General features: G+C 72.9%; 20 protein-coding genes. 5 read left to right on the forward strand and 15 right to left on the reverse strand.

Annotated features, from left to right (window positions below; translation table 11 throughout):
- Nucleotides 1-19 precede the first annotated feature (19 nt).
- The 7 genes from ABZ215_RS17800 to ABZ215_RS17830 form a co-directional block, all read right to left on the reverse strand.
- Nucleotides 20-253, reverse strand: a complete 234-nt coding sequence (locus ABZ215_RS17800; protein ID WP_020422690.1) for a hypothetical protein — start codon at nucleotides 251-253, stop codon at nucleotides 20-22.
- Between the two features lie 369 nt (nucleotides 254-622).
- Nucleotides 623-1,576 carry a hypothetical protein gene (locus ABZ215_RS17805; RefSeq protein WP_354950314.1) on the reverse strand — a complete coding sequence of 318 codons (954 nt, stop codon included), beginning with the start codon at nucleotides 1,574-1,576 and terminating at the stop codon, nucleotides 623-625.
- Between the two features lie 78 nt (nucleotides 1,577-1,654).
- A complete protein-coding gene (locus ABZ215_RS17810) occupies nucleotides 1,655-3,043 on the reverse strand; it encodes a VWA domain-containing protein (protein ID WP_354950315.1) in 1,389 nt (462 codons plus the stop codon).
- Nucleotides 3,040-3,915: a MoxR family ATPase gene (locus ABZ215_RS17815; RefSeq protein ID WP_020422687.1), complete on the reverse strand. Its 876-nt coding sequence runs from the start codon at nucleotides 3,913-3,915 to the stop codon at nucleotides 3,040-3,042. Before ABZ215_RS17815 ends, ABZ215_RS17810 begins: the two co-directional genes overlap by 4 nt.
- A gap of 77 nt (nucleotides 3,916-3,992) precedes the next feature.
- On the reverse strand, nucleotides 3,993-4,754 hold the full coding sequence (locus tag ABZ215_RS17820; protein ID WP_354712727.1) for a maleylpyruvate isomerase family mycothiol-dependent enzyme: 762 nt from the start codon (nucleotides 4,752-4,754) through the stop codon (nucleotides 3,993-3,995).
- 77 nt (nucleotides 4,755-4,831) lie between these two features.
- A complete protein-coding gene (locus ABZ215_RS17825; RefSeq protein WP_354950316.1) occupies nucleotides 4,832-5,767 on the reverse strand; it encodes an anti-sigma factor RsbA family regulatory protein in 936 nt (311 codons plus the stop codon).
- Nucleotides 5,764-6,603 (reverse strand): MEDS domain-containing protein, encoded by an 840-nt coding sequence (locus tag ABZ215_RS17830; RefSeq protein ID WP_354950317.1) that lies wholly within the window; start codon nucleotides 6,601-6,603, stop codon nucleotides 5,764-5,766. The genes ABZ215_RS17825 and ABZ215_RS17830 overlap by 4 nt, the downstream gene beginning before the upstream one ends.
- 149 nt (nucleotides 6,604-6,752) lie before the next feature.
- On the opposite strand from ABZ215_RS17830, the gene ABZ215_RS17835 reads away from it, so the two are divergent.
- Nucleotides 6,753-7,130 (forward strand): STAS domain-containing protein, encoded by a 378-nt coding sequence (locus ABZ215_RS17835; RefSeq protein ID WP_354950318.1) that lies wholly within the window; start codon nucleotides 6,753-6,755, stop codon nucleotides 7,128-7,130.
- 12 nt (nucleotides 7,131-7,142) lie between these two features.
- Here ABZ215_RS17835 and ABZ215_RS17840 read toward each other — a convergent pair whose 3' ends face one another.
- Nucleotides 7,143-7,853, reverse strand: a complete 711-nt coding sequence (locus tag ABZ215_RS17840; protein WP_354950319.1) for a TetR/AcrR family transcriptional regulator — start codon at nucleotides 7,851-7,853, stop codon at nucleotides 7,143-7,145.
- Nucleotides 7,854-7,926: 73 nt separating this feature from the next.
- On the opposite strand from ABZ215_RS17840, the gene ABZ215_RS17845 reads away from it, so the two are divergent.
- Entirely contained in the window at nucleotides 7,927-9,429 is a 1,503-nt protein-coding gene (locus ABZ215_RS17845; protein ID WP_354950320.1) for an FAD-dependent monooxygenase, read from the forward strand.
- Nucleotides 9,430-9,562: 133 nt separating this feature from the next.
- On the opposite strand, the gene ABZ215_RS17850 is transcribed toward ABZ215_RS17845, so the two are convergent.
- Complete coding sequence (locus ABZ215_RS17850) at nucleotides 9,563-10,150, reverse strand: DUF4291 domain-containing protein (protein WP_354950321.1); 588 nt, start codon at nucleotides 10,148-10,150, stop codon at nucleotides 9,563-9,565.
- Between the two features lie 37 nt (nucleotides 10,151-10,187).
- Between ABZ215_RS17850 and ABZ215_RS17855 the strand changes: the two genes are divergently transcribed.
- Nucleotides 10,188-10,763 (forward strand): hypothetical protein, encoded by a 576-nt coding sequence (locus ABZ215_RS17855; protein WP_354950322.1) that lies wholly within the window; start codon nucleotides 10,188-10,190, stop codon nucleotides 10,761-10,763.
- A 342-nt stretch (nucleotides 10,764-11,105) separates the two neighbouring features.
- Here ABZ215_RS17855 and ABZ215_RS17860 read toward each other — a convergent pair whose 3' ends face one another.
- Genes ABZ215_RS17860 through ABZ215_RS17885 form a run of 6 tightly spaced genes read right to left on the reverse strand, consistent with a single transcriptional unit; the run spans nucleotide 11,106 to nucleotide 17,168 of the window.
- Nucleotides 11,106-12,251, reverse strand: a complete 1,146-nt coding sequence (locus ABZ215_RS17860) for a M20/M25/M40 family metallo-hydrolase (protein WP_354950323.1) — start codon at nucleotides 12,249-12,251, stop codon at nucleotides 11,106-11,108.
- Nucleotides 12,248-13,234, reverse strand: coding sequence for a 2-dehydropantoate 2-reductase N-terminal domain-containing protein (locus tag ABZ215_RS17865; RefSeq protein WP_354950324.1), 987 nt, complete (start codon nucleotides 13,232-13,234; stop codon nucleotides 12,248-12,250). The genes ABZ215_RS17860 and ABZ215_RS17865 overlap by 4 nt, the downstream gene beginning before the upstream one ends.
- A complete protein-coding gene (locus ABZ215_RS17870; RefSeq protein WP_354950325.1) occupies nucleotides 13,227-13,985 on the reverse strand; it encodes an SDR family oxidoreductase in 759 nt (252 codons plus the stop codon). The genes ABZ215_RS17865 and ABZ215_RS17870 overlap by 8 nt, the downstream gene beginning before the upstream one ends.
- Nucleotides 13,985-15,271: an MFS transporter gene (locus ABZ215_RS17875; protein ID WP_354950326.1), complete on the reverse strand. Its 1,287-nt coding sequence runs from the start codon at nucleotides 15,269-15,271 to the stop codon at nucleotides 13,985-13,987. The genes ABZ215_RS17870 and ABZ215_RS17875 overlap by 1 nt, the downstream gene beginning before the upstream one ends.
- On the reverse strand, nucleotides 15,268-16,164 hold the full coding sequence (locus ABZ215_RS17880) for a polysaccharide deacetylase (RefSeq protein ID WP_354950327.1): 897 nt from the start codon (nucleotides 16,162-16,164) through the stop codon (nucleotides 15,268-15,270). Before ABZ215_RS17880 ends, ABZ215_RS17875 begins: the two co-directional genes overlap by 4 nt.
- Nucleotides 16,161-17,168 (reverse strand): Lrp/AsnC family transcriptional regulator, encoded by a 1,008-nt coding sequence (locus ABZ215_RS17885; RefSeq protein WP_020421373.1) that lies wholly within the window; start codon nucleotides 17,166-17,168, stop codon nucleotides 16,161-16,163. Before ABZ215_RS17885 ends, ABZ215_RS17880 begins: the two co-directional genes overlap by 4 nt.
- A gap of 199 nt (nucleotides 17,169-17,367) precedes the next feature.
- Between ABZ215_RS17885 and ABZ215_RS17890 the strand changes: the two genes are divergently transcribed.
- A complete protein-coding gene (locus ABZ215_RS17890; protein WP_354950328.1) occupies nucleotides 17,368-17,748 on the forward strand; it encodes an STAS domain-containing protein in 381 nt (126 codons plus the stop codon).
- 70 nt (nucleotides 17,749-17,818) lie between these two features.
- Nucleotides 17,819-18,658: an SAM-dependent methyltransferase gene (locus tag ABZ215_RS17895; RefSeq protein ID WP_354950329.1), complete on the forward strand. Its 840-nt coding sequence runs from the start codon at nucleotides 17,819-17,821 to the stop codon at nucleotides 18,656-18,658.
- Nucleotides 18,659-18,764 lie beyond the last annotated feature (106 nt).

Below are 18,764 nucleotides of genomic sequence, written 5' to 3' on the forward strand. Positions count from 1 at the left end.
CAGCTTGCGCCGCCTCAGGTCACCTGATCGCGTCGCGGCCGGCGTCGGTGAGTTTGGCGGGGATGCGGGAGCCGGTGCCGGGGACGCGGCGGACCAGGCCGGCGTGGATCAGCAGTCGCGCGCCGAACTGGTCGCAGCAGGAGAGTCCGTCGACGTACACGTGCGGCTCGCTGCTCGCGGTCAGTTCCACGCGGCCGTCGGCAACCGCTTTCAGGAACTCGACGTCGCGGTGGCTGAGGGTGGACGCGGTCATCGCTGGCACCTTTCCGAGAACGGTGTGGTGCGCCACAGAATAGGGGATCGTTGAACAATCGAGCAACCGGGTTGACGGATCGTTCAACAATCGCTAGCGTCGTGGGGCATGCGAGTCAGCTCACAGGACACCCGGCAGACCCTCATCGGCGGCGACCCCGACGACATCTCCTGGATTCCCTGAAATTGTTGAAGACCTGCCAGTAACACGCCCTGCTTTCGCCTCGATTCACTGATAAGGCCCGCGCGGAGGGTGGGCGCGACACCTCCGGCACCGCCGTCTTGCCCGCGCTCGAACTCCCCCTCGGAGCGTTGTGGCAGGCGAGTGGCCCCCGAGTGCGGACTCCCAACTGCCCCGCGCTCGGGGGCCCTATTCGTACACCACGTAGACCGGTTCCGGCTGCAGCCCGACCACCTGCTCGGGCGTCATCAGCGGTTGCCCGCCGCGGGTGTCCTCCTGGTAGAAGAGTTTGAACCCGGCCTTGACGTGCGGCGGTTTGCGCTTCATCACCTGGTCCCAGGTGGCCTTCTTCGCCTCGGCGCTGCCGATGCCGTCCACCACGTTGATCACCGCGACCCCGTTGTGCCGCTTCAGCCCGGCGATGTCCCGCACGACCGTCACCGCCACCTGGTGGTAGACCATGATCTTCTCCGGCAGCCGGTGCCGCGCCACCAGCGAAGCGAGGTAGGCGGCCACGCCGTCCAGTTCCTCGCCGGTCGTCACGCCGAACTCCTCGCCCGGCACGACGCCCGGTTCCACCGCCCACTCCGGGTCCAGCGCGACACCGACGTCCGGCTCGGTCAGCCAGCGCTCGAACGCCTTGACCTCGGGCAGGAAGTCCGCGCGCCCCGGCTGGATGTTGAGCAGCAGCTGCCCGTCGAGCGCCCGCGCCGCGTCGAGGTAGCGCTGGATCGTGTTCTCGTTCGCCCGGCTGCGGTACATGCCGTCCGGGCCCGGCGTCGGGTTCACCGTCGTCGCGATCAGCTCGACCACCGGGACCACCGGCCGGGTCCGCGGGTAGGTGCCGATCAGCTCGCGCAGCTGCGCGGACGCCTCCTGCAGATCACCGGTCATCCGCCCCAGCGCCGGGCTGCCCGGCGCGCCGCAGTAACCGACCAGCAGGTGGTCTTCGACCACGCTGTGCGCGGCGACCTGCGCCGGAAATCCGCGCAACCCCGCCGCGGGCGCGTCCAGCGGCGCCGGCCGCCCGGAAAGCGCCTGCCTGGGAAAGAAACCCTCACCACCGCTGCTGCAGGCGACGCTCGCCGCGCCCGCCAGGGCCGCGGTGAGGAACGCCCGCCTGCCGACCGTGCTCCCCGCCATGACCACGGGATGCCCTGGTCTCGACCACTTACACACAGCAGCGGGAAAATCACTCCCCGCGAGACGGCTTCGTTACCGTCAGCCGGGCAGCAGTTCGGTCACCAGCTGGGTGAGCTGGCGCAGGTTGCGGCACTCGTGCATCGGCACCACGCGCGCGTACCGCAGGGCGGCGGAATCGCCCGTGCCCCAAGCTGATCGCGCCTCCGGGTTGAGCCAGTGGACGTGCTTGGCCCGCTCCGCGATCCGGCGCACCGCGTCCAGGTTCGGGTCGCCGCCGTTGGTGCGGCCGTCGCCGAGGATCAGGACCGACGTGCGCGGCCCGACCGCGTCCGGCCACCCGTCCACGAAGCTCGCCAGCGAACCGCCGTAGTCGCTGCTCATGCCCCACCGGGTGAGCTTCGCCTGCGTCAGGATGCGCCGCGCGAGCCCCTCCGGGTCCGCCGCACCCGCGGTGACCAGGCCGGTGATCTCGTCGGTCAGCTCGACGAACGCGAACGTGCGGATCTTGCTGAACTGGTCCGACAGCGCCTGCACCAGCAGCAGCGTGAACTGCGCGAACCCGGCCACCGACCCGGACATGTCGCACAGCAGCACCAGTTCCGGGCGGCCGGGACGGCGGTCGCGCATCGCCGGCCGCATCGGCACCCCGCCGGTGGCCAGCGACCGGCGCAGCGTGCGGCGCAGGTCGATCTGCCCGCGCCGGGCACGGCGGCGGCGCGTTGCCAGCCGGGTGGCGAGCTTGCGGGACAACGGCTGGATCGTGCGCCGCAGCTCGGCGAGCTGGGCGCGGGTGGCGTTGGTGAAGCTGACCAGGTCGGTCTGCGGCGGCACCGCGTACTGCGCGATCCGCTCACGCCCGCGCAGCTCGGCGGTGCGGCGGCGGGCTTCGGCCTGCACGGCCTCGCGGTAGGTGGTGATCCGGGATTGCGCCTCGCTGCGGGCGACGGCGTCGCCGAACGCGCTGTCGTCCGTGCGGATCGCGGCGAGCACCCGGTTCAGCAGCGCGTCCGGCCGCACCCGGTCCAGCGCCTGGTAGGCAGACCAGCCGCGCATCCCGTTCGCTCCGCCTCCGCCGGACCCGCCTTCGCCGAACGAGCCGTACCGGCCGAACTGGTCGACCGCGGCCGAAGCGAGCGCCCGCAGGCGTTCCCCGTCGCCCTCGGCGAGCGCGGCGACCAGCGCTTCCCGCAGCTCCGCCGCGTCCGCGGGCACGTCCCCGGCCGTCTCCGCGGCGCCGACCGCGACCGGGAAGTACAGGTCGAACAACGCGTCGAAGGTGCCCCGCTGCCCCGAGCGGCGCAGCACGGTCGCCGCCAGCGCGGCCCGCAGCTGCTCGCGGTCGGCCAGCCCGAGCACGTCCACGGCGGCGGCCGCGTCGACCGTTTCGCCGGGACCGACCGGGATGCCGTGCTCGCGCAGCGAGCCGACGAACTCGACCAGCCGCCGCGCCAGCCCCGGGGAGGTCATGACAGCAGCGAGTCGAGCCGCAGCTCGGCCGCGGCCTTCCGGTGATCGCTCTGGTACTTCAGGATCACGCCGAGGCTGGTCTCGACCACCTGCTCGTCGAGCGTGTCGGCGCCCAGCGCGAGCAGCGTGCGCGCCCAGTCGACGGTCTCGGCGATGGAGGGCGCCTTGCGCAGTTCCATCGTCCGCAGCGCGGCCACGACCCGCACCACCGAGTCCGCCAGGCGCGCGTCCAGCCCGGGGACCTTGAGCGTGACGATGTCGCGCTCCAGCTCCGGCGTGGGGAAGTCCAGGTGCAGGAACAGGCAGCGCCGCTTGAGCGCCTCCGACAGCTCACGGGTCGCGTTCGAGGTGAGCAACACGAACGGGCGACGCTGCGCGGTGATCGTGCCCAGCTCCGGCACGGTCACCTGGAAGTCGCCGAGGACCTCCAGCAGCAGGCCTTCCATCTCGACGTCGGCCTTGTCGGTCTCGTCGATCAGCAGGACCGTGGGGTCCGGGTTGCGGATCGCCTTGAGCAGCGGGCGGGGGAGCAGGAACTCCTCGCTGAACACCTCGTCGCGGGCCTGTTCCCAGCCCTCGTCGCGGCCCGCGGTGATGCGCAGCAGCTGCTTGGCGTGGTTCCACTCGTAGAGCGCGCGGGCCTCGTCGATGCCCTCGTAGCACTGCAGCCGGACCAGCTCGCTGCCGGTGGCCTGCGCCAGCGCCCGCGCCAGCTCGGTCTTGCCGACCCCGGCCGGGCCCTCGACCAGCAGCGGCTTGCCGAGGCGGTCGGCGAGGAAGACGGTGGTGGCGACGGCGGTGGACGCCAGGTAGCCCGCGCCGGCCAGGCGCTCGACGACCTCGTCGACCGAGCCGAACAACGGCTCCTGCATCGGCCCTCCCTGGGTTGGTGCGCAACCCACCCATTCTGGGCCCTCGCGACCTGATCCCGCGGCTGTCGTGCCCAATCTCACGCCGCGTAGCGGGTGACGGCCGCCAGCGCCGCACGCAGTCCGGAGACGTCCCCGGTCACCGTCAGCGGGTCGGCAGGCCCGCGCCCCCACAGCCACAGGTACACGTCCGCCGGCGCGCCGGACACCCGCCCGTCCGCGCTCGCCGCCGGTTCCGGTCGCACCAAGGGATTTCCGGTCCCCGAGGGCATCCGCACCGTCCACACGCGACCGGCGCACCGCACCTCGAACACCTCGCCCGAGGCGTCCACCGAGACCGTGTCCTCGGGCGCCGGCCGGTTGCCCTCCGCCAGCCACACCGTCAGCACCTCGTCCACCCCGTCGGCGGCCAGCGCCGGATCCACCACCGGCGGCAGGCCCAGCGCCTGCTCCAGGTCGACGCGGTGCACGGTGAACTCGTGGGCCATCCGTCGGCGCCAGAACCCGTAGGTCCGGTCGGCGGGGAACCAGGTCTGGCAGGGGAAGCTCGGCGGGCGGCTGGCGAGGCTGCGGAACAGTCCGTCGGCCGCGGCCTGGAACCAGCTCAGCACGTCCTGCCCCGCGGGCGGCTGCTGTTCCCACTCCAGCGGCAGGGTCTGGCTGTCCACCCAGTCGGTCACGCGGTGCGCCACCCCGCCGAGGTGGCGGACCAGCGCGCCCGCCGTCCACCCCGGACACGCGGGCACCGGGAGGTCCGGATCGGCCGGAGCGGCGAGGACCCCGATGCCGTGGATCTCGGCGCGCAGGGTGTCGAGGAGGAACGGCTGGTCGGGTTTCGTCATGACCCGCCGAACATACCGGGTGGGTGATCGCCGTGGGGGCCGGATCGGTTCCGAAGTGGACATCCCGGCCCCTTCTGTCACAAGGGCTTTCCGTCCAGCCGCATGCGAACCTGGATGGTCGTGCCGTGCGGCGCGCGGTGTGTGCGGACCAGGTCGGCCAGGTCGTTGACGAGCAGCAGGCCGCGGCCGGACAGCTGACCCCGTTCGGGCGGGCGCCGTCCGGCGAGCGGGTCGGTCAGCCGCCCGCCGTCGGTGACCGAGCAGACCAGTTCCGCGCCCTCGCGCCACAGGCTCAGCTCGCACGCGGTGCCGGCGTGCAGCAGGCTGTTCGTCGCCAGCTCGGTGACGATCAGCTTCAGGTCCTCGGTGCGCGCTTCGCCCAGCCCGAACTCCAGCGCGTACGCGGCGACGGACCGGCGCGCCACGGACAGGTCGTCCGGCACCTGGACGCGGAACGTCACCGCGCCCGCGGCCGGTTTCAGCTCGTCGTTGTACCGGGCGACGAGGTCGTCCCACGCGTAGGTGTCGCTGCCGCGCCGCACGCCACCCTCGGTGACCAGTGGGTGCGTCACGTGGGCGTCGGCGATCGCGACCGAGTCGAGCGCCTTGGTGTCGTACGGGCACACGATCGTCACGTCGCGGCCCGCGAAGGCCGGGTTGATGAGAGCCTCGTGCTGAGCGCAGGCCGGGTACTCGACGGCGGACCGCCCGTCCCAGATGGGCTCGCCGATGATGCGCACGCGGGCGGCGTCGCGGTGCCGGTCGGCGAAGCCCCGAAGCACCTGCGGGATGATCCGGCCCGGGTTGCGGCCCGCGACGCCCATGTCGAGCAGGTGCACGCGGCTCGCGTCGTCGCCGAGCGCCTCGCGCAGCAGCGACAGGTTGGGCTCCGGCACGGCGGCCGCCACCGGATCGCCCGCCGCCAGGCCGTCGGTCAGGAACGGCACCAGCCCGGCCAGGTACTCCTCCGGTGAGCCGTAGAACAGGGCCTCGTGCACGAATCCGGTGCTCATCGCGGGGCCTCCACGCGGATGTCCTCGAGTTTCAGGACCTCCACGACGCTCGCCGGTCCCGGGCGGGGAGTGCGCAGAACCACCTCGGCCGCGTGCCGCCTGGCGTGCTCGGCCAGCGTCAGCAGGTTGCGGTGGTCGATGAAGTCCAGGGTGGCCGCGTCGAGCACCAGCCGGCCGCCGACGGGCCGGGGATCGACGTGGCCGAGTGCGCGGGGGAACAGCTCGGCCGAAGCGAGGTCGAGCTCGCCGCCGAGGCTCGCGCAGCAGCCGCCGCGGGCCGAGGCGTGCAACCGGAAACCCGCGCCGTTTTCGTTGGCGCTCGGGTGGAGCGCGGACAGCAGCGCCAGGGTGGGCCGGTCCAGCTTCCGGCGGTCGTAGCCGCACAGCGCGGAAAACGGGTGCACCGCGGAGTAGCCGTCGGCGAGGTGCTCGAACCGCGCCAGCGAATTCAACCGCGTGGGTGACTGCAACAGCCCGGTGACGTCGGCCGCCACCCGCAGGCCCCGGTAACCGTCGGCCAGCGCCGCCTCGGTGGCCTTCGCGTAGATCCGCAAGCGCACGTGTGGATCGCCGAGCGCGCCGAGGTCGTCGAGCGAAACCACCCGCAGGTCGCCGCGGCGGCGGGCCTCGCCGCCGTCCACGATGCCGTCCAGATCCGTGGCCAGGCGCGACACCGGGCCGGTCCCGGCGTAGCAGACCCGGTGACCCAGGGCCAGACCCTCGGCCAGGAACTCCCGAACCCGGGACCGGAACTCGGCCGGGTCCTCGTAGCCCCAGCACAGGTGGTCGTGGCAGCCGAGGCCGCGCGCGTCCACGACGATTCCGGACCGTCTCATCGCATCCGAGCGTACCGCGCCGCGGCGGCCAGGACAGGGTCCGTCGCGCCCGGCGGTGGTACTGCCGGAGGCGCGTCGACTACGCTGGGTTGGACGCGGTTCAGAGCGCAGCCGCAGAGTGCTGTCGCCGAAGGGTAGGCGAGCGCGTCATGTCACGGGCTCCGCGTGTTCCGGAGGAATCCGCCGGACTCAGCACATCCACACCGCTGCACGTCTCGGTCCGCTGGCCGAGTCGCGACGTCGCCGTGCTCGCGGTCGGCGGCGAACTCGACCTGGCCACCGCGGGCAGGCTGGAGGCCGCGTTCCGCCGCTTGGTGGCGCGACGGCCGCGCGTGGTCGTGGTCGACCTGAGCGGGGTCGCGTTCCTCGGATCGTCCGGGCTGGCCGCGATCACCGCCGCGCTCACGTCGGGCGTCGTGCTGCGGATCGTCGCACCGGGCTCGCTGGCCCGGATCTTCGCGCTCACCGCGCTGGACAAGGTGCTCGACCTCTATGGAACCGTCGACGAGGCGCTGGCCGCGGGCTGACCGTCCGGGAGTTCACCCGCGCAGGGCCGCTTCGATCCCGGTGAGCAGGCATTCCAGGCCGAATTCGAAGCGGGTGGCGGGATCGACGTCGTCGGCTTCCAGCACCCGCCGGTTGAAGTGCGGGTACCGGCCGGACTCGACGACCTGCCGGACGTAGGCGCCCACCCAGTTCCGCCACTCGTCTTCGGTCATGCCGGTGCGGCGCTGGACCTCCAGCTCGGCCAGCTCGGCGGACACCGCTCCCAGCACGTGGGTGTTGATCGTGTCCACCACCATCGTCGCGAGCGTCGGGTCGCCGGTCATCCTGGAGACGACGCCGAGGTGGTGGTCGGCGCGCGCGATCACGTTCGGCCCGAGCGTCGGGTGGCGGGCCGCCTGCTGGGCGAGCCAGGGGTGCAGCAGCATGACGGCCCGCTGGCGGCGGGCCAGCTGGGCCAGCTCGGCGCGCCAGTCGTCGGCCGGTTCGGGCAGCGGCTCCTCGCCGATGATCGTGTCGACCATCAGCTCGAACAGCTCGTCCTTGCCGGCCACGTGCCGGTAGAGCGACGTGGTGCCGGTGCCCATTTCCGCCGCCAGCCGCCGCATGGACAGCGCGTCCAGTCCCTCGGCGTCGGCGATCGCGATGGCCGTCCGGACGATCTTCTCCTCGGTGACGACCGGCCGCGTCTTCGTGGTCCGGTCGCGCATCCAGACCATCGTCGGCGGGTTCTTCGCGGGCGGCATGGGCACAGCGTACTTCTCGGGTACAGTGTTCCCAAGAGCGGGAACAGTGTTCCCGCCTGGGAGGAGGAAGCTCATGTCGGATGTGGTGATCGCCGGTGGTGGGTCGGTCGGCCTGGCCGCCGCGGTGTTCCTGGCGCACCACGGGGTGCGCGCGCACGTGGTGGAGCGCCGCGCGGGTCTGTCGGAGCACCCGCGGGCGCTCGGTCTCAGCCCGCGCACGCTGGAGTTCTTCCGCGAGGCCGGCCTGACGGCGGAACTCGACACCGTCGCTGTCCGGTCGACCGAGATGTGGAAGGCGGACGCGCGCACGGTCGCGGAGATCGACCGGGCGAACGCGCCGCGGCGGACGCCGTTCACGCAGCCGGAGATCTCGCCGGAGCAGCCTGTCGGCCACTACCCGCAGGACCGGCTGGACGCCGCGCTGCTGCCCGCCGCACGCGAGCGTGGTGTGACGGTGGAATTCGGCGTGGCCGTCGCCGGGGTTTCGCAGGACGCGGACGGGGTGTCGGTGGAGCTGTCCGACGGGCGGGTCCTGCGGACGCGGTACCTCATCGGGGCGGATGGGGTGAAGACCGCCGTGCGGCCTGCGCTCGGGATCGGCACGACCGGTCCCGGCGAGGTGGGGGAGCCGGTGCTGAACATCCTGTTCGAGGCGGATCTCACCGGGTTCTTCGGCGCGCTGCCGATGATGGTGGAGATCGGCCACCCGGGCGTGCGGGGGATGCTGCTCAGCGTCGGCGAACGGCGGTGGGTCCTGCACACCGGCGCGCTCGGGAGCCCCGAGGAACTCATCCGGACGGCGCTCGGCGCGGACGTGCCGGTGCGGGTGGTCGCCGCGAAGTGGTGGCGCGCGACGCTGCGGATGGCCGAGGAGTTCCGGGCCGGGCGGGCGTTCCTGGCGGGGGACGCCGCGCGGTCGGTCTCGCCGCTCGGGGCGTTCGGGCTCAACACGGGGATGGCCGACGCGCACAACCTGGCGTGGAAGCTGGCGCTGGTGCTGGCAGGCCAGGCCGGTGATGGACTGCTGGACACCTACCACGACGAGCGGCACGCGGTGGCCGAGTTCGTGACGCGGCAGGCCGTGCTGCGCTGGGAGAACCCGCGGCTGCACTGGGACCCGGCCGCGGTGGCGGAGCGGGAGGCCGTCGGGGCGTGGAACGCGCCGCTGGTGACGATGGGCTACCGGTACGACTCGACGGCGGTCATCGACGCGGTCGTGCGGCCACCGTCCACAGAGGATTTGGCGGCCGCACTGGATGGCGCGCCGGGATCCCGGTTGCCGCACCGGTGGGTCTCGCCCGGGGTGTCCACTCTGGACCTGGTGGGATCCGGGTTCGCGGTGTTCGCGGGCGAGGTGTCCTGGCGCGAGGCAGCGGAGAAGGCCGCCGCCCGGCTGGACGTCCCGATGGGCACGGCGGTCCTGCCGGACGCGGACTGGCTGTCGACGATCGGCATCGAGAAGGGCGGCGCCTTGCTGGTGCGCCCGGACGGCTTCGTCGCCTGGCGCTCGCCGGTCGCCGTGGCGGGCGCGGATGCGGTGCTGGAGTCGGTGGTGGCGCGGGTGCTGGCCCGCTAGCACGGGCCGACGCGAGCGACTCGCCCGGCCCCGCCGGGCGGCGCGGTGGGCGGGGATGTCGGACCGTTGCGCCCGGACGGCTTCGTCGCCTGGCGGCCGTCGGGCGCCGCGGATGCCGTCGCGCGGTGGGCCCTTAGGCGGCGCCGAGGCGGGCGGCCAGGTCCGCGTCGACCGGGTAGGGGCGCTCCTCCGGGAGGAGTGCGCGGGCCTCGTCCAGGCGGCGGTCGCGCACCAGCGCTTCGATCTCGTGGGCGCGTTCCGTCTCGTCGGCCAGGCCGGTGATCCACTCGCCGACGTAGCGGTCGGAGGCCTCGCCGGCCAGGCCGATCTGGATGGCGCGTCGCGGGAGCGGGCGCAGGTGCAGGTTCTTGTCCGGGTCCCACTGAATGCGCACCGGGCTGGTGGCCAGTTGCCGTCGCCACGCGTCCTCGCTGGGGTGGTGGCCCGGGTCGAACGCGGACAGGCACGAGTGCGCCAGCGCCCATTCGAAGCCGGCGCGGGTGATGGTCACCGCGAGGACCCGTTCCTGGCCGGGCTTGCGGGCCCAGCCGCTGCGGTAGGCCATCCAGAGGAACGACGGTTTGATCCACGTCATGCGGCCGCGCTTGAACGGCGGCACGAACGTGCCGGCGCGCAGGGCGGGCTCGGCGATCTCGGGGGAGTAGGCCTGGTACACGACGATCGTGTCGTCGTCGTACCGGGCACGGATCTCATTGCTCATGTGGGTGATCTTCGGGCATGGGCGCAAGCGGTTTTGCGTGCGAGACTGGGGCATGCTCTTCGACCGCGCGGCGATCGAGGGACTGGCGGCGGGCCGCGTCACGGTGGCCTTCCGCAGGTGGGACGCGCCCCGCGTGCGCCCCGGCTCCCGGATGCGCACCGCGGCCGGAGTGGTCGAGGTGACCTCGGTGGACGAGGTCGCGACGGTGACGGACGAGGACGCCAGGGCCGCGGGCTACGAGTCGGCGGCGCAGATGCCCGACCGCGGTTCGGGACGGCTGTACCGGATCGGACTGCGCGTGGCGGGCCCGGACCCGCGGATCGCCCTGCGGGAAACCGCCGACCTGACGGACGACGACCGCGCCGCGATCGGCGCCGCGTTGTGGCGGATGGACCGGGTGGCGGAGGTGCCGTGGACCGGCGCGTTCCTGCGGCTGATCGCCGACAGCGAGGGCGTGCGGGCCGTGGAGCTGGCCGAGCGGGTCGGCCTGGCGCGCGACGTGTTCAAACGCCGCGTGCGGCGCCTGAAGGAACTCGGCCTGACGGAAAGCCTGGAGGTGGGTTATCGCCTCTCGCCGAGAGGCAGGGCATTCCTCGAAGGCGGCGACGCCTGAGCCGCACGCCCGGCACGGTGCTGCCGCGGCCATCGCCCGCTGCGGTGACGGCGGGATGCGCGGCAATCGGATTCGGCACCCAGGAGGGGGTGCCGCCCCAGGAGCGGTATCTCCTCCGCAGGGGGAGAAGTCGCCTCCCGGCCAGCCGCCCGCGGCCAGCCGCCAGCGGCCGGTCGCCAGCGGCAGGTCGGCAGTGGCTCGGTCGCCCGCGGCCAGCCGCCCGCGGCCAGCCGCCAGCGGCCGGTCGCCAGTGGCCGGTCGCCCGCCGCCAGCGGCCAGTGGCCAGCCGCCCGCGGCCAGCCGTCCGGGGCCAGGCGCTCTCCCGGCAAGGCGCGAACAGCCTCAGGCCAGCGAGGTGAGTACCGCGGCGGCGAGGGCGCTCCGTTCCACCATGCCGCTCACCGAAACGTGCTCATGGCGTGCGTGGGCCCCGTCGCCGGTGGCGCCGAAGCCGTCGAGCACCGGGACACCCAGTGCGGCCACGAAGTTGCCGTCGCTGGCGCCGCCCACCGCGCATTCCCGCAGCGTCACCCCCATCTCCGCGGCCAGGTCCCGCGCCCGCGAGAACAACGCCGCGATCCCGGGCGACCGTTCCATCACCGGGCGGTTCCAGCCGCCCTCCACGGTCACCGTCGCGCGGGGGTCGGCCGCCGTCAGCCCGGCCAGCGCCGCCTCGATCCGCGCCGCCTCGGCCGCGCTCGACACGCGCACGTCCACCTCGCCCCAGGCGGAGCCCGCGATCACGTTCCCCCGCGAACCGCCGCCGACCACGCCGACGTTCACCGTCGTCCCGGCCGCCAGGTCCGTCAGCCCGTGCAGCGCCAGCACCACCCGCGCGATCTCGTCCACCGCGCTCGCGCCCTTGCCCGGGTCGAGCCCCGCGTGCGCCTCCACCCCGGTCGCGGACACCCGGTAGATCCCGACGCCCTTGCGCGCGGTCTTGACCGCACCGTCGGCCGCGGCCTCGAACACCAGCGCCGCCTGCACCCCGGCCGCCGACTTCTCGATCACCGGCCGCGACACCGGGCTGCCGATCTCCTCGTCGCCGTTGAGCACCAGCCGCACCGGCGGCCGCGGCAGCCCCGCCGCCTCCAGCGCCCGCAACGCCCACACCGCCTGCACCAGCCCGGCCTTCATGTCGAACACACCCGGCCCGGTCGCGATGTCACCGTCCACTGTGAACGGCCACCCGTCGAGTGTCCCTTGCGGCCACACCGTGTCGTAGTGGCACAGCAACAGAACCGGCGCGGCGTCCGATCCCGCGTAGTCGTAGACCCGGACGTCGCCGAACTCGCCGCCCTCGGTCACGCCCACCGACGCCGGCTCACCCAGCCGCGCCCGCAGCCAGCCGTCCAGCCAGGACAGCCCGGCCTCCAGCAGCAGCCGGTCCGTGCTCGGCGTCTCCAGCCCGGTGTACCGGCCCAGGTCGTCGACCATCTCTTCGCGGTGCGCCCGCGCCCACTCGTGCAACGCCCGGACATCGGTCACAGCATCCGCTCCAGTTCGCTCAGGTGATCTTCCGACATCAGCCTGCGTCCGCTCTCGACGTCCCGCAAGAGGGCGAGCACCGCCGCCAGCAACGGCACCCCGCCCAGCTCCAGCACCGGCCGGTAGTGGTGGTGCACCTCGACCGGCCGCCGCCGCACCGCGATGTCCCGCCAGATGCCGCTGCGGTCCTTCGGCTGGGTCCGCAGCCACGCCACCAGCCGGTCCGTCGCCGCCTCCCGGGCCACCGGCGACGCCGACGGCAGGTACGCGCCGGGGTCGAACTGGTCGAACGGCTCGAGCACCCGGTCGCCCGCGGCGGCCAGCACCTCCGCCGTGATCGCGTGCATCAGCGGGCGATGCCGGTCGATCAGGTCCGCCATCGGCGCGTCGGCCAGCGCCGTCGTGGTCAGCATCGCGCCGAAACCCAGCTTCGACCACAGGAACCCCTCGACGTTCGCCGTCGCCTTGGCCGGGCCCCACGCCTGCAGGTCGGCCACGATCCGCTCGACCCGCGGCGTGATCCGCCCGTCCGGCTCGCCCACCACCAGTGCGCCCGCGCCGCCGTCCTGGACGACGCCGGGCTCGACCACGTCGGCGAACAGGTTCACGAACGCCCCCACCGTCCGTTCGGCGCCCACCGCCGCCGCGATCGCCTGCTCGTTCAGCCCGTTCTGCAGCGACACCACGAACCCGTCGGGCGCCAGCCGCGGCGCGAGCCAGGGCAGGACCTGCTCGGTCGCCTGCGCCTTCACCGCCAGCAGCACCGGGCCCAGAACCGCGGGCGCCTCGTCGGGTGAACACGCCTCCACCGCAACGCTCGCGTCGCCGCCGGGACCCCGCAGCACCAGCCCGTGACGCCGGATCGCGGCGACGTGCGCGGCGTCGGTGTCGACGATCCGCACCGGGTGCCCGGCCCGCGCCAGGTGGAACGCCAGCGTGCCGCCGATCGCCCCGCCGCCGACGACCGTGTACGGCTCAGACATGCGAACTCCCCTCCTGGACGGCGGTCGCGCCGTCCCAGTGCAACGGCAATCCCGGCGCGCCGGCAGTCGAACCGCCGTCCACGCGCAGCACCGCGCCGGTGATCCACGCGGCCTGCTCGCCCGCCAGCCAGTGCACCGCCTCGGCGATGTCGGCGGGCTGACCGCGCCGCCCGAGTGGGTTGACCGACACCGCGGCCGCGTACTCCTCGGTGACCGGGTTCGCCGCGCTGTCCACGGTCACGAACCCCGGGCTGACCGCGTTGACCCGGATGCCGTGCGGCCCCAGCTCGACGGCGCACGCCTTGGTCAGCATCTCCAGCGCCGCTTTCGATGTCGCGTAGTGCGCCGCACCGGGACGGGCTCGCGTCGCCGCGCCCGACGAGATGTTCACCACCACGCCGGAGCGCCCGGCCGCGACACAGCTCCGTCCGAACGCGACGGTCGTGAGCATCGCCGCACGCACGTTGACGTCCTGCACCCGGTCCCACGCCGCCGCCGTCATCTCCAGCAGCGGCGTCGCCGGGTAGATCCCGGCCGCGTTGACCAGCACATCGACATCGGAGTCCACAAGCGACTCCGCGAACGAGGCGTCGGCCAGGTCGCCGACCCGGCACCCGGCGCCCAGTCCGGCAGCCACCGCGGCCAGCCGGCCACCGTCCACATCGGCCAGGGTCAGCCGGTCACCGCGGAACCGTGCGGCGATCGCGGCGCCGATCCCGCTCGCGGCGCCGGTGACGAGCACGTGCCGCACTACAGCTCCTTACCCTTCGTCTCCGGCATCGTCGTGTAGACGGCCAGGCCGATCACCGCGGCGATCGCCACGTACAGCCACACCAGGTGCCCGAACCCTTGCGCGTTCATCCAGGTCGTCACGTACGGCGCGGTGCCGCCGAACACGGCGACGGCCAGCGCGTACGGCAGCCCGATGCCGGTGGTGCGCACCTCGGGCGGGAACTGCTCGGCCATGATCACCGCGCAGTTGGCCGAGTACCCGACGATCAGCACCATGCCGACGATCTCGATGAGCAACAGCGTCCAGAAGTCCGCCGCCAGGAAGTGGAACGCGGGCCAGGAGAACAGCAGGAACCCGGCGGCGAACGCGGCCATCGTCGGCTTGCGGCCGATCCGGTCGGACAGCAGCCCGCCGAAGGGCAGCAGGATCAGGAACACCACGATCGCGAGCGTGTTCGCCAGCAGCGCCTGCCGCAGCGGGATGCCGGTCGCCAGGTGCGCGTAGGTCGGCATGTAGGTGACCCACACGTAGTAGATGAGCGTGCCGGCGATCGTCACGCCGGCGACCCGCAGCGCGGCCTTCGGGTGGTCGCGGAACATCGCCACCAGCGGGTTGCCGCGCGGCCGGTCCTTGATCCGGGTGAACGCCTCGGTTTCGTGCACCGAGCGGCGCAGCCACAGCCCGACCAGTCCGAGCAGCCCGGCGGTGCCGAACGCCAGCCGCCAGCCCCAGCTCTGCAGCTGCGCGTCGGACAGCGTCGAGTTCAGCACGGTTCCCATCAGCGACGCGATCAGCGCGCCCGCGCCGACCGAAACCTGCTGCCAGGACCCGGCGAACGCGCGCCGCCCGCGGGCCGCGGACTCGATGAGGAACGCCGAGGACGACCCGAACTCGCCACCGGCGGAGAAGCCCTGCACCAGCCGTGCCAGCAGCAGCACGATCGGCGCGAGCACCCCGATCTTCGAGTACGTCGGGCACGCCGCGATCACCAGTGACGCGCCCGCCATCAGCGAGATGGTGAGCGTCAGGCCCTTCTTGCGGCCGTGCCGGTCGGCGTAGGCGCCGAGCACCGCGCCGCCGATGGGCCGCATCACGAACCCGACCGCGAACACGGCCAACGTGGACAGCAGCGCGGTGGTTTCGTTGCCCGGGGTGAAGAACTGCTTGGCGAACACCGGGGCGAAGGTCGCGTACACGGCCCAGTCGACCCATTCGACGGTGTTGCCGACCGCGCCGGCGACGATCGCCTTGCGCTGCGCGGGCGAGAGCCGGTGCTCCTGGGCGGTCGCGGCGTGGGTGGTCACGGTGCCTCCTGCTCGGCGAGGACGTGGGCGACGACCTGGGCGTGGGTGGCGAACCAGACGTCGTGGCCGCTGATGTGCTCCAGCAGCTCGGTCAGCACGGCCATCCGCGAGCGGTGGCCGATGATGTGCGGGTGCAGGGTCAGCTGGAACAACCCGCCCTCGGCGTGCGCGGCGTCGAACTCGTCGCGCCAGATGGACAGCACCCCGCGCGGCGGCGTGTACGGGCGCAGGGACGCGAAGCGCTCCATCATGAAGTACGGCGCGTCGTCGCGGATCCACTCCACCGGCAGCTCGACGACCCCGGTCGGTTCGCCGTCGGCCAGCAGCTCGTAGCAGTCGTCGTCGGCCATCAGCGACGAGTCGTAGGCCAGCCCCAGCTCACGGGTGATGGCGAGCGTGGCGGCGGAGAAGTCCCAGGACGGCGTGCGGATGCCCACCGGACGGGTCCCGGCCAGCCGCTCCAGCGTGTCCGCGGCGCGGAAGGCGAGGTCGCGCTCGGCCTCCGGCGGCAGGGAGGTGTTGCGCTCGTGGATCCAGCCGTGCAGCGCCACCTCGTGCCCGCCGTCCACATAGGACTTCACTTCGCCGTCGTGCAGCAGGGCCGACACCGCAGGCATGAAGAACGTCGCGGGTGCGGAGAACCGCTCCAGCAACCGCAGGATCCGCGGCACGCCGACGCGCGCGCCGTACTCGCCTTGCGCGAGCTTGCCGGGCAGCACCTCGCCGTCGCGCAGGGCGGGCGTCTCGTGGTCGGAGTCGAACGACAGCGCGACCGCCACACGCGCGCGGCCGGGCCACGACGACGGGCGCAGCGGCCGTCCGGCCCGCACCCGTCCGACGTGCCCGCGCCAAGTGGGCTCGTCCCACTGCCAGGGGTGGAGCTGGTCGTTCACGCTTCCTCCAGGATGGTGCGGGGAGTGGGGGTCCAGGCGCGCTTGAGGGTCGACACCTGGAGCGTGACGTCGGCGGCCTGCAGCCCGGGCAGCGCGCCCACGACGTCGGTGGTGTGCCGGTACAGCTCGCCGTAGTGCCGCAGCACGACCTGGCCGACCAGGTTGAACCGGCCGGTCGTGGCGGACAGGTACCGCGTGCCGGGGTGGGCGGCCAGCTGCTGCCCGGCGGCGTCGAGGTGGCCGGGCAGTACCGACAGCCACAGCATGAACTCGACGGTGAAGCCGAGGATGCCCGGCTCGGCGAGCGTGCGGAAGCGCAGGCAGCCCCGCTTGACCAGCGAGTCCACCCGCCGAGCCGCGGTCGATTCGCTGCTGCCGACCTGGCGGGACAGCTCCTTGAACGACATCCGGCCGTCCTCGCCGAGCGCGGCGATGATCGCCAGGTCCAGCTCGTCGAGCTTCTCCGGCGGCCGCTCCCACAGCTGTTCTTCGAACGGCCGCACGTCTTCGCCACGCAGGCCCGCGACGGCGTCCGGGCCGAGGACGCCGGAGTCCCAGTCGTGGTTGGACGTGAAGGTCCGCATCACGGCGAGCGTCTCGGTCTCCAGGACGTCGCCGCCGACGGGCAGGCCGTCCAGCTGCAGCCGCGCCACGTCGGAGTGCGTCGGCAGCACCAGCTCGGCGGTGCAGTCCGCGCTGCCGGTGAGGACACTGGCGTAGCGGGTCTCGGGGCGCGCCGCGACCGCCTCGGCGACCGCGCCCGCGGTGCCGGGACGGCAGCGGAACCGGACCAGGACGGGCACGCCGAGCCCGCAGCGCAGCACGTCCACCACGCCGATGACGCGCAGCTGCCCGCTCTCGGTGAGCTGGGCGGCGCGGCGCAGGACGGTCGACTCGCTGGTGCCCGCGTACTTGGCCACGGCGCCCCACGACGCCCGGCCGTTGAGCTGCAACGCGGCGACGATCCGGCGGTCCAGCTCGCCAACCTTGACGTCATTCTGCATGTCAGCGATCGTCGGTGCAGGAAAACGTCATGTCAAGGAAAAATATGGGGGAAACATGCGCGAAACCCGGCGGTGGCTCCTTCGAGACGAGGCCAACGAGGACGAAACGCCAGGTCGGGGCCGGTGGATCGGTGGACACCCCGCACCTCCCGTGATAGGACAACCGCACCGGGCCTCGGGCGCAGGGGAGGGCAGCGGCATGTCACGGAGCACCTCCGCCGACGGTCTGCTCACCACCCGCCGGGAGGCGCGTGGTTCCGCTGTCGTGGTGCACGTCGCCGGCGAGGTGGACTTCAGCTCGCTCGGGCACCTCCAGGAGGAGCTCAGCACCGCGGTGACCGTCGCGACCCCGCCCGCGCCCGTCGTGCTCGACCTGCGGGACGTCGAGTTCTTCGGCTGGTGCGGCCTGACGCTGCTGATCAACTCCGACGACCGGTGCACCCGCAACCACACGCCGCTGCGGGTCGTCGCGGCGAGCGGGACCGTGCTGCAGCCGCTGAAGCTCGCCGGCCTGGACCGGGTGCTGCCGGTGTACTCGACCCTGACCGGCGCGCTGGCCCAGTCCGCGCCCGTCGCCTGAGGGCGGTTCCACGGGGCGAACGCGGAGCACTACTGTGTGTTCACCCACCAGCTCGCGAGAAGGTGTTGTGATGGCTTCTTCGCCCAGCCAGGTGCCGGTCGGCGTCGACCCGACCCGGCCGAGCATCGCCCGCATCTACGACGGATTCCTCGGCGGCAAGGACCACTACGAGGTCGACCGCATGGTGATGCGGAAGATCAACGAAGCGGTCCCGGAGGCGGTGGACATCGCCCGCGGCAATCGCGGTTTCCTCAACCGCGCCTGCCGCTTCCTCGCCGGCCAGACCACCGTGGCCCAGTACCTCGACTGCGGTTCGGGGTTGCCGACCGCGGAGAACACGCACCAGATCGTGCAGCGCGCCAACCCCGAGGCGATGGTCGTCTACGTCGACAACGACCCGGTGGTCCTCGCGCACGGCCGCGCGCTGCTCGAGGAGAACGACTTCGTGCACATGACCGAGGCGGACATCTTCGAGCCGTCCGAGGTGCTCGGCGACGAGGTCGTGCGGCGCCACCTCGACTTCAGCGAGCCGCTGGTGCTGCTGCACGTCGGCACGATGCACCACTACGAGGGCGACGGCGCCACCGCCATCATGCGCGCCTACATCGACGCGCTGCCCTCCGGCTCCTACGTGGTGTTCTCGCACTTCTTCGACCCCGAGGTGCCGGAGCTGACCGAGGTGGCGAAGCGGATCGAGAACATCCTCGTCAACGGCCCGATGGGCGCCGGGCGGTTCCGCACGCGCGACGAGATCATGGCGATGCTGGACGGCCTGGAGCTGATCAAGCCGAACGCGCTGTCCGAGCCCGGACTCGCCGTCTGCGACGAGTGGTGGCCGGACGGCCCGCGGCTGGCGCCGTTGAGCCTCGCGGCGCGGTGCATCGTCGGGGCGGTGGGCCGCAAGCCGTAGCGGCCCGCCGGGCCGGTCCGCGGGTGGCCGGTCTACGGGCTTGCCGTCCCGAGGGTGGTCGGGGGGCTGGCGGGGAATTACTGACCCGGGTTGCCAGACAGCCCGC

It is taken from the genome of Amycolatopsis sp. NPDC006131 (assembly GCF_040614175.1).
In the GTDB taxonomy this organism is placed as follows: domain Bacteria; phylum Actinomycetota; class Actinomycetes; order Mycobacteriales; family Pseudonocardiaceae; genus Amycolatopsis_E; species Amycolatopsis_E tucumanensis.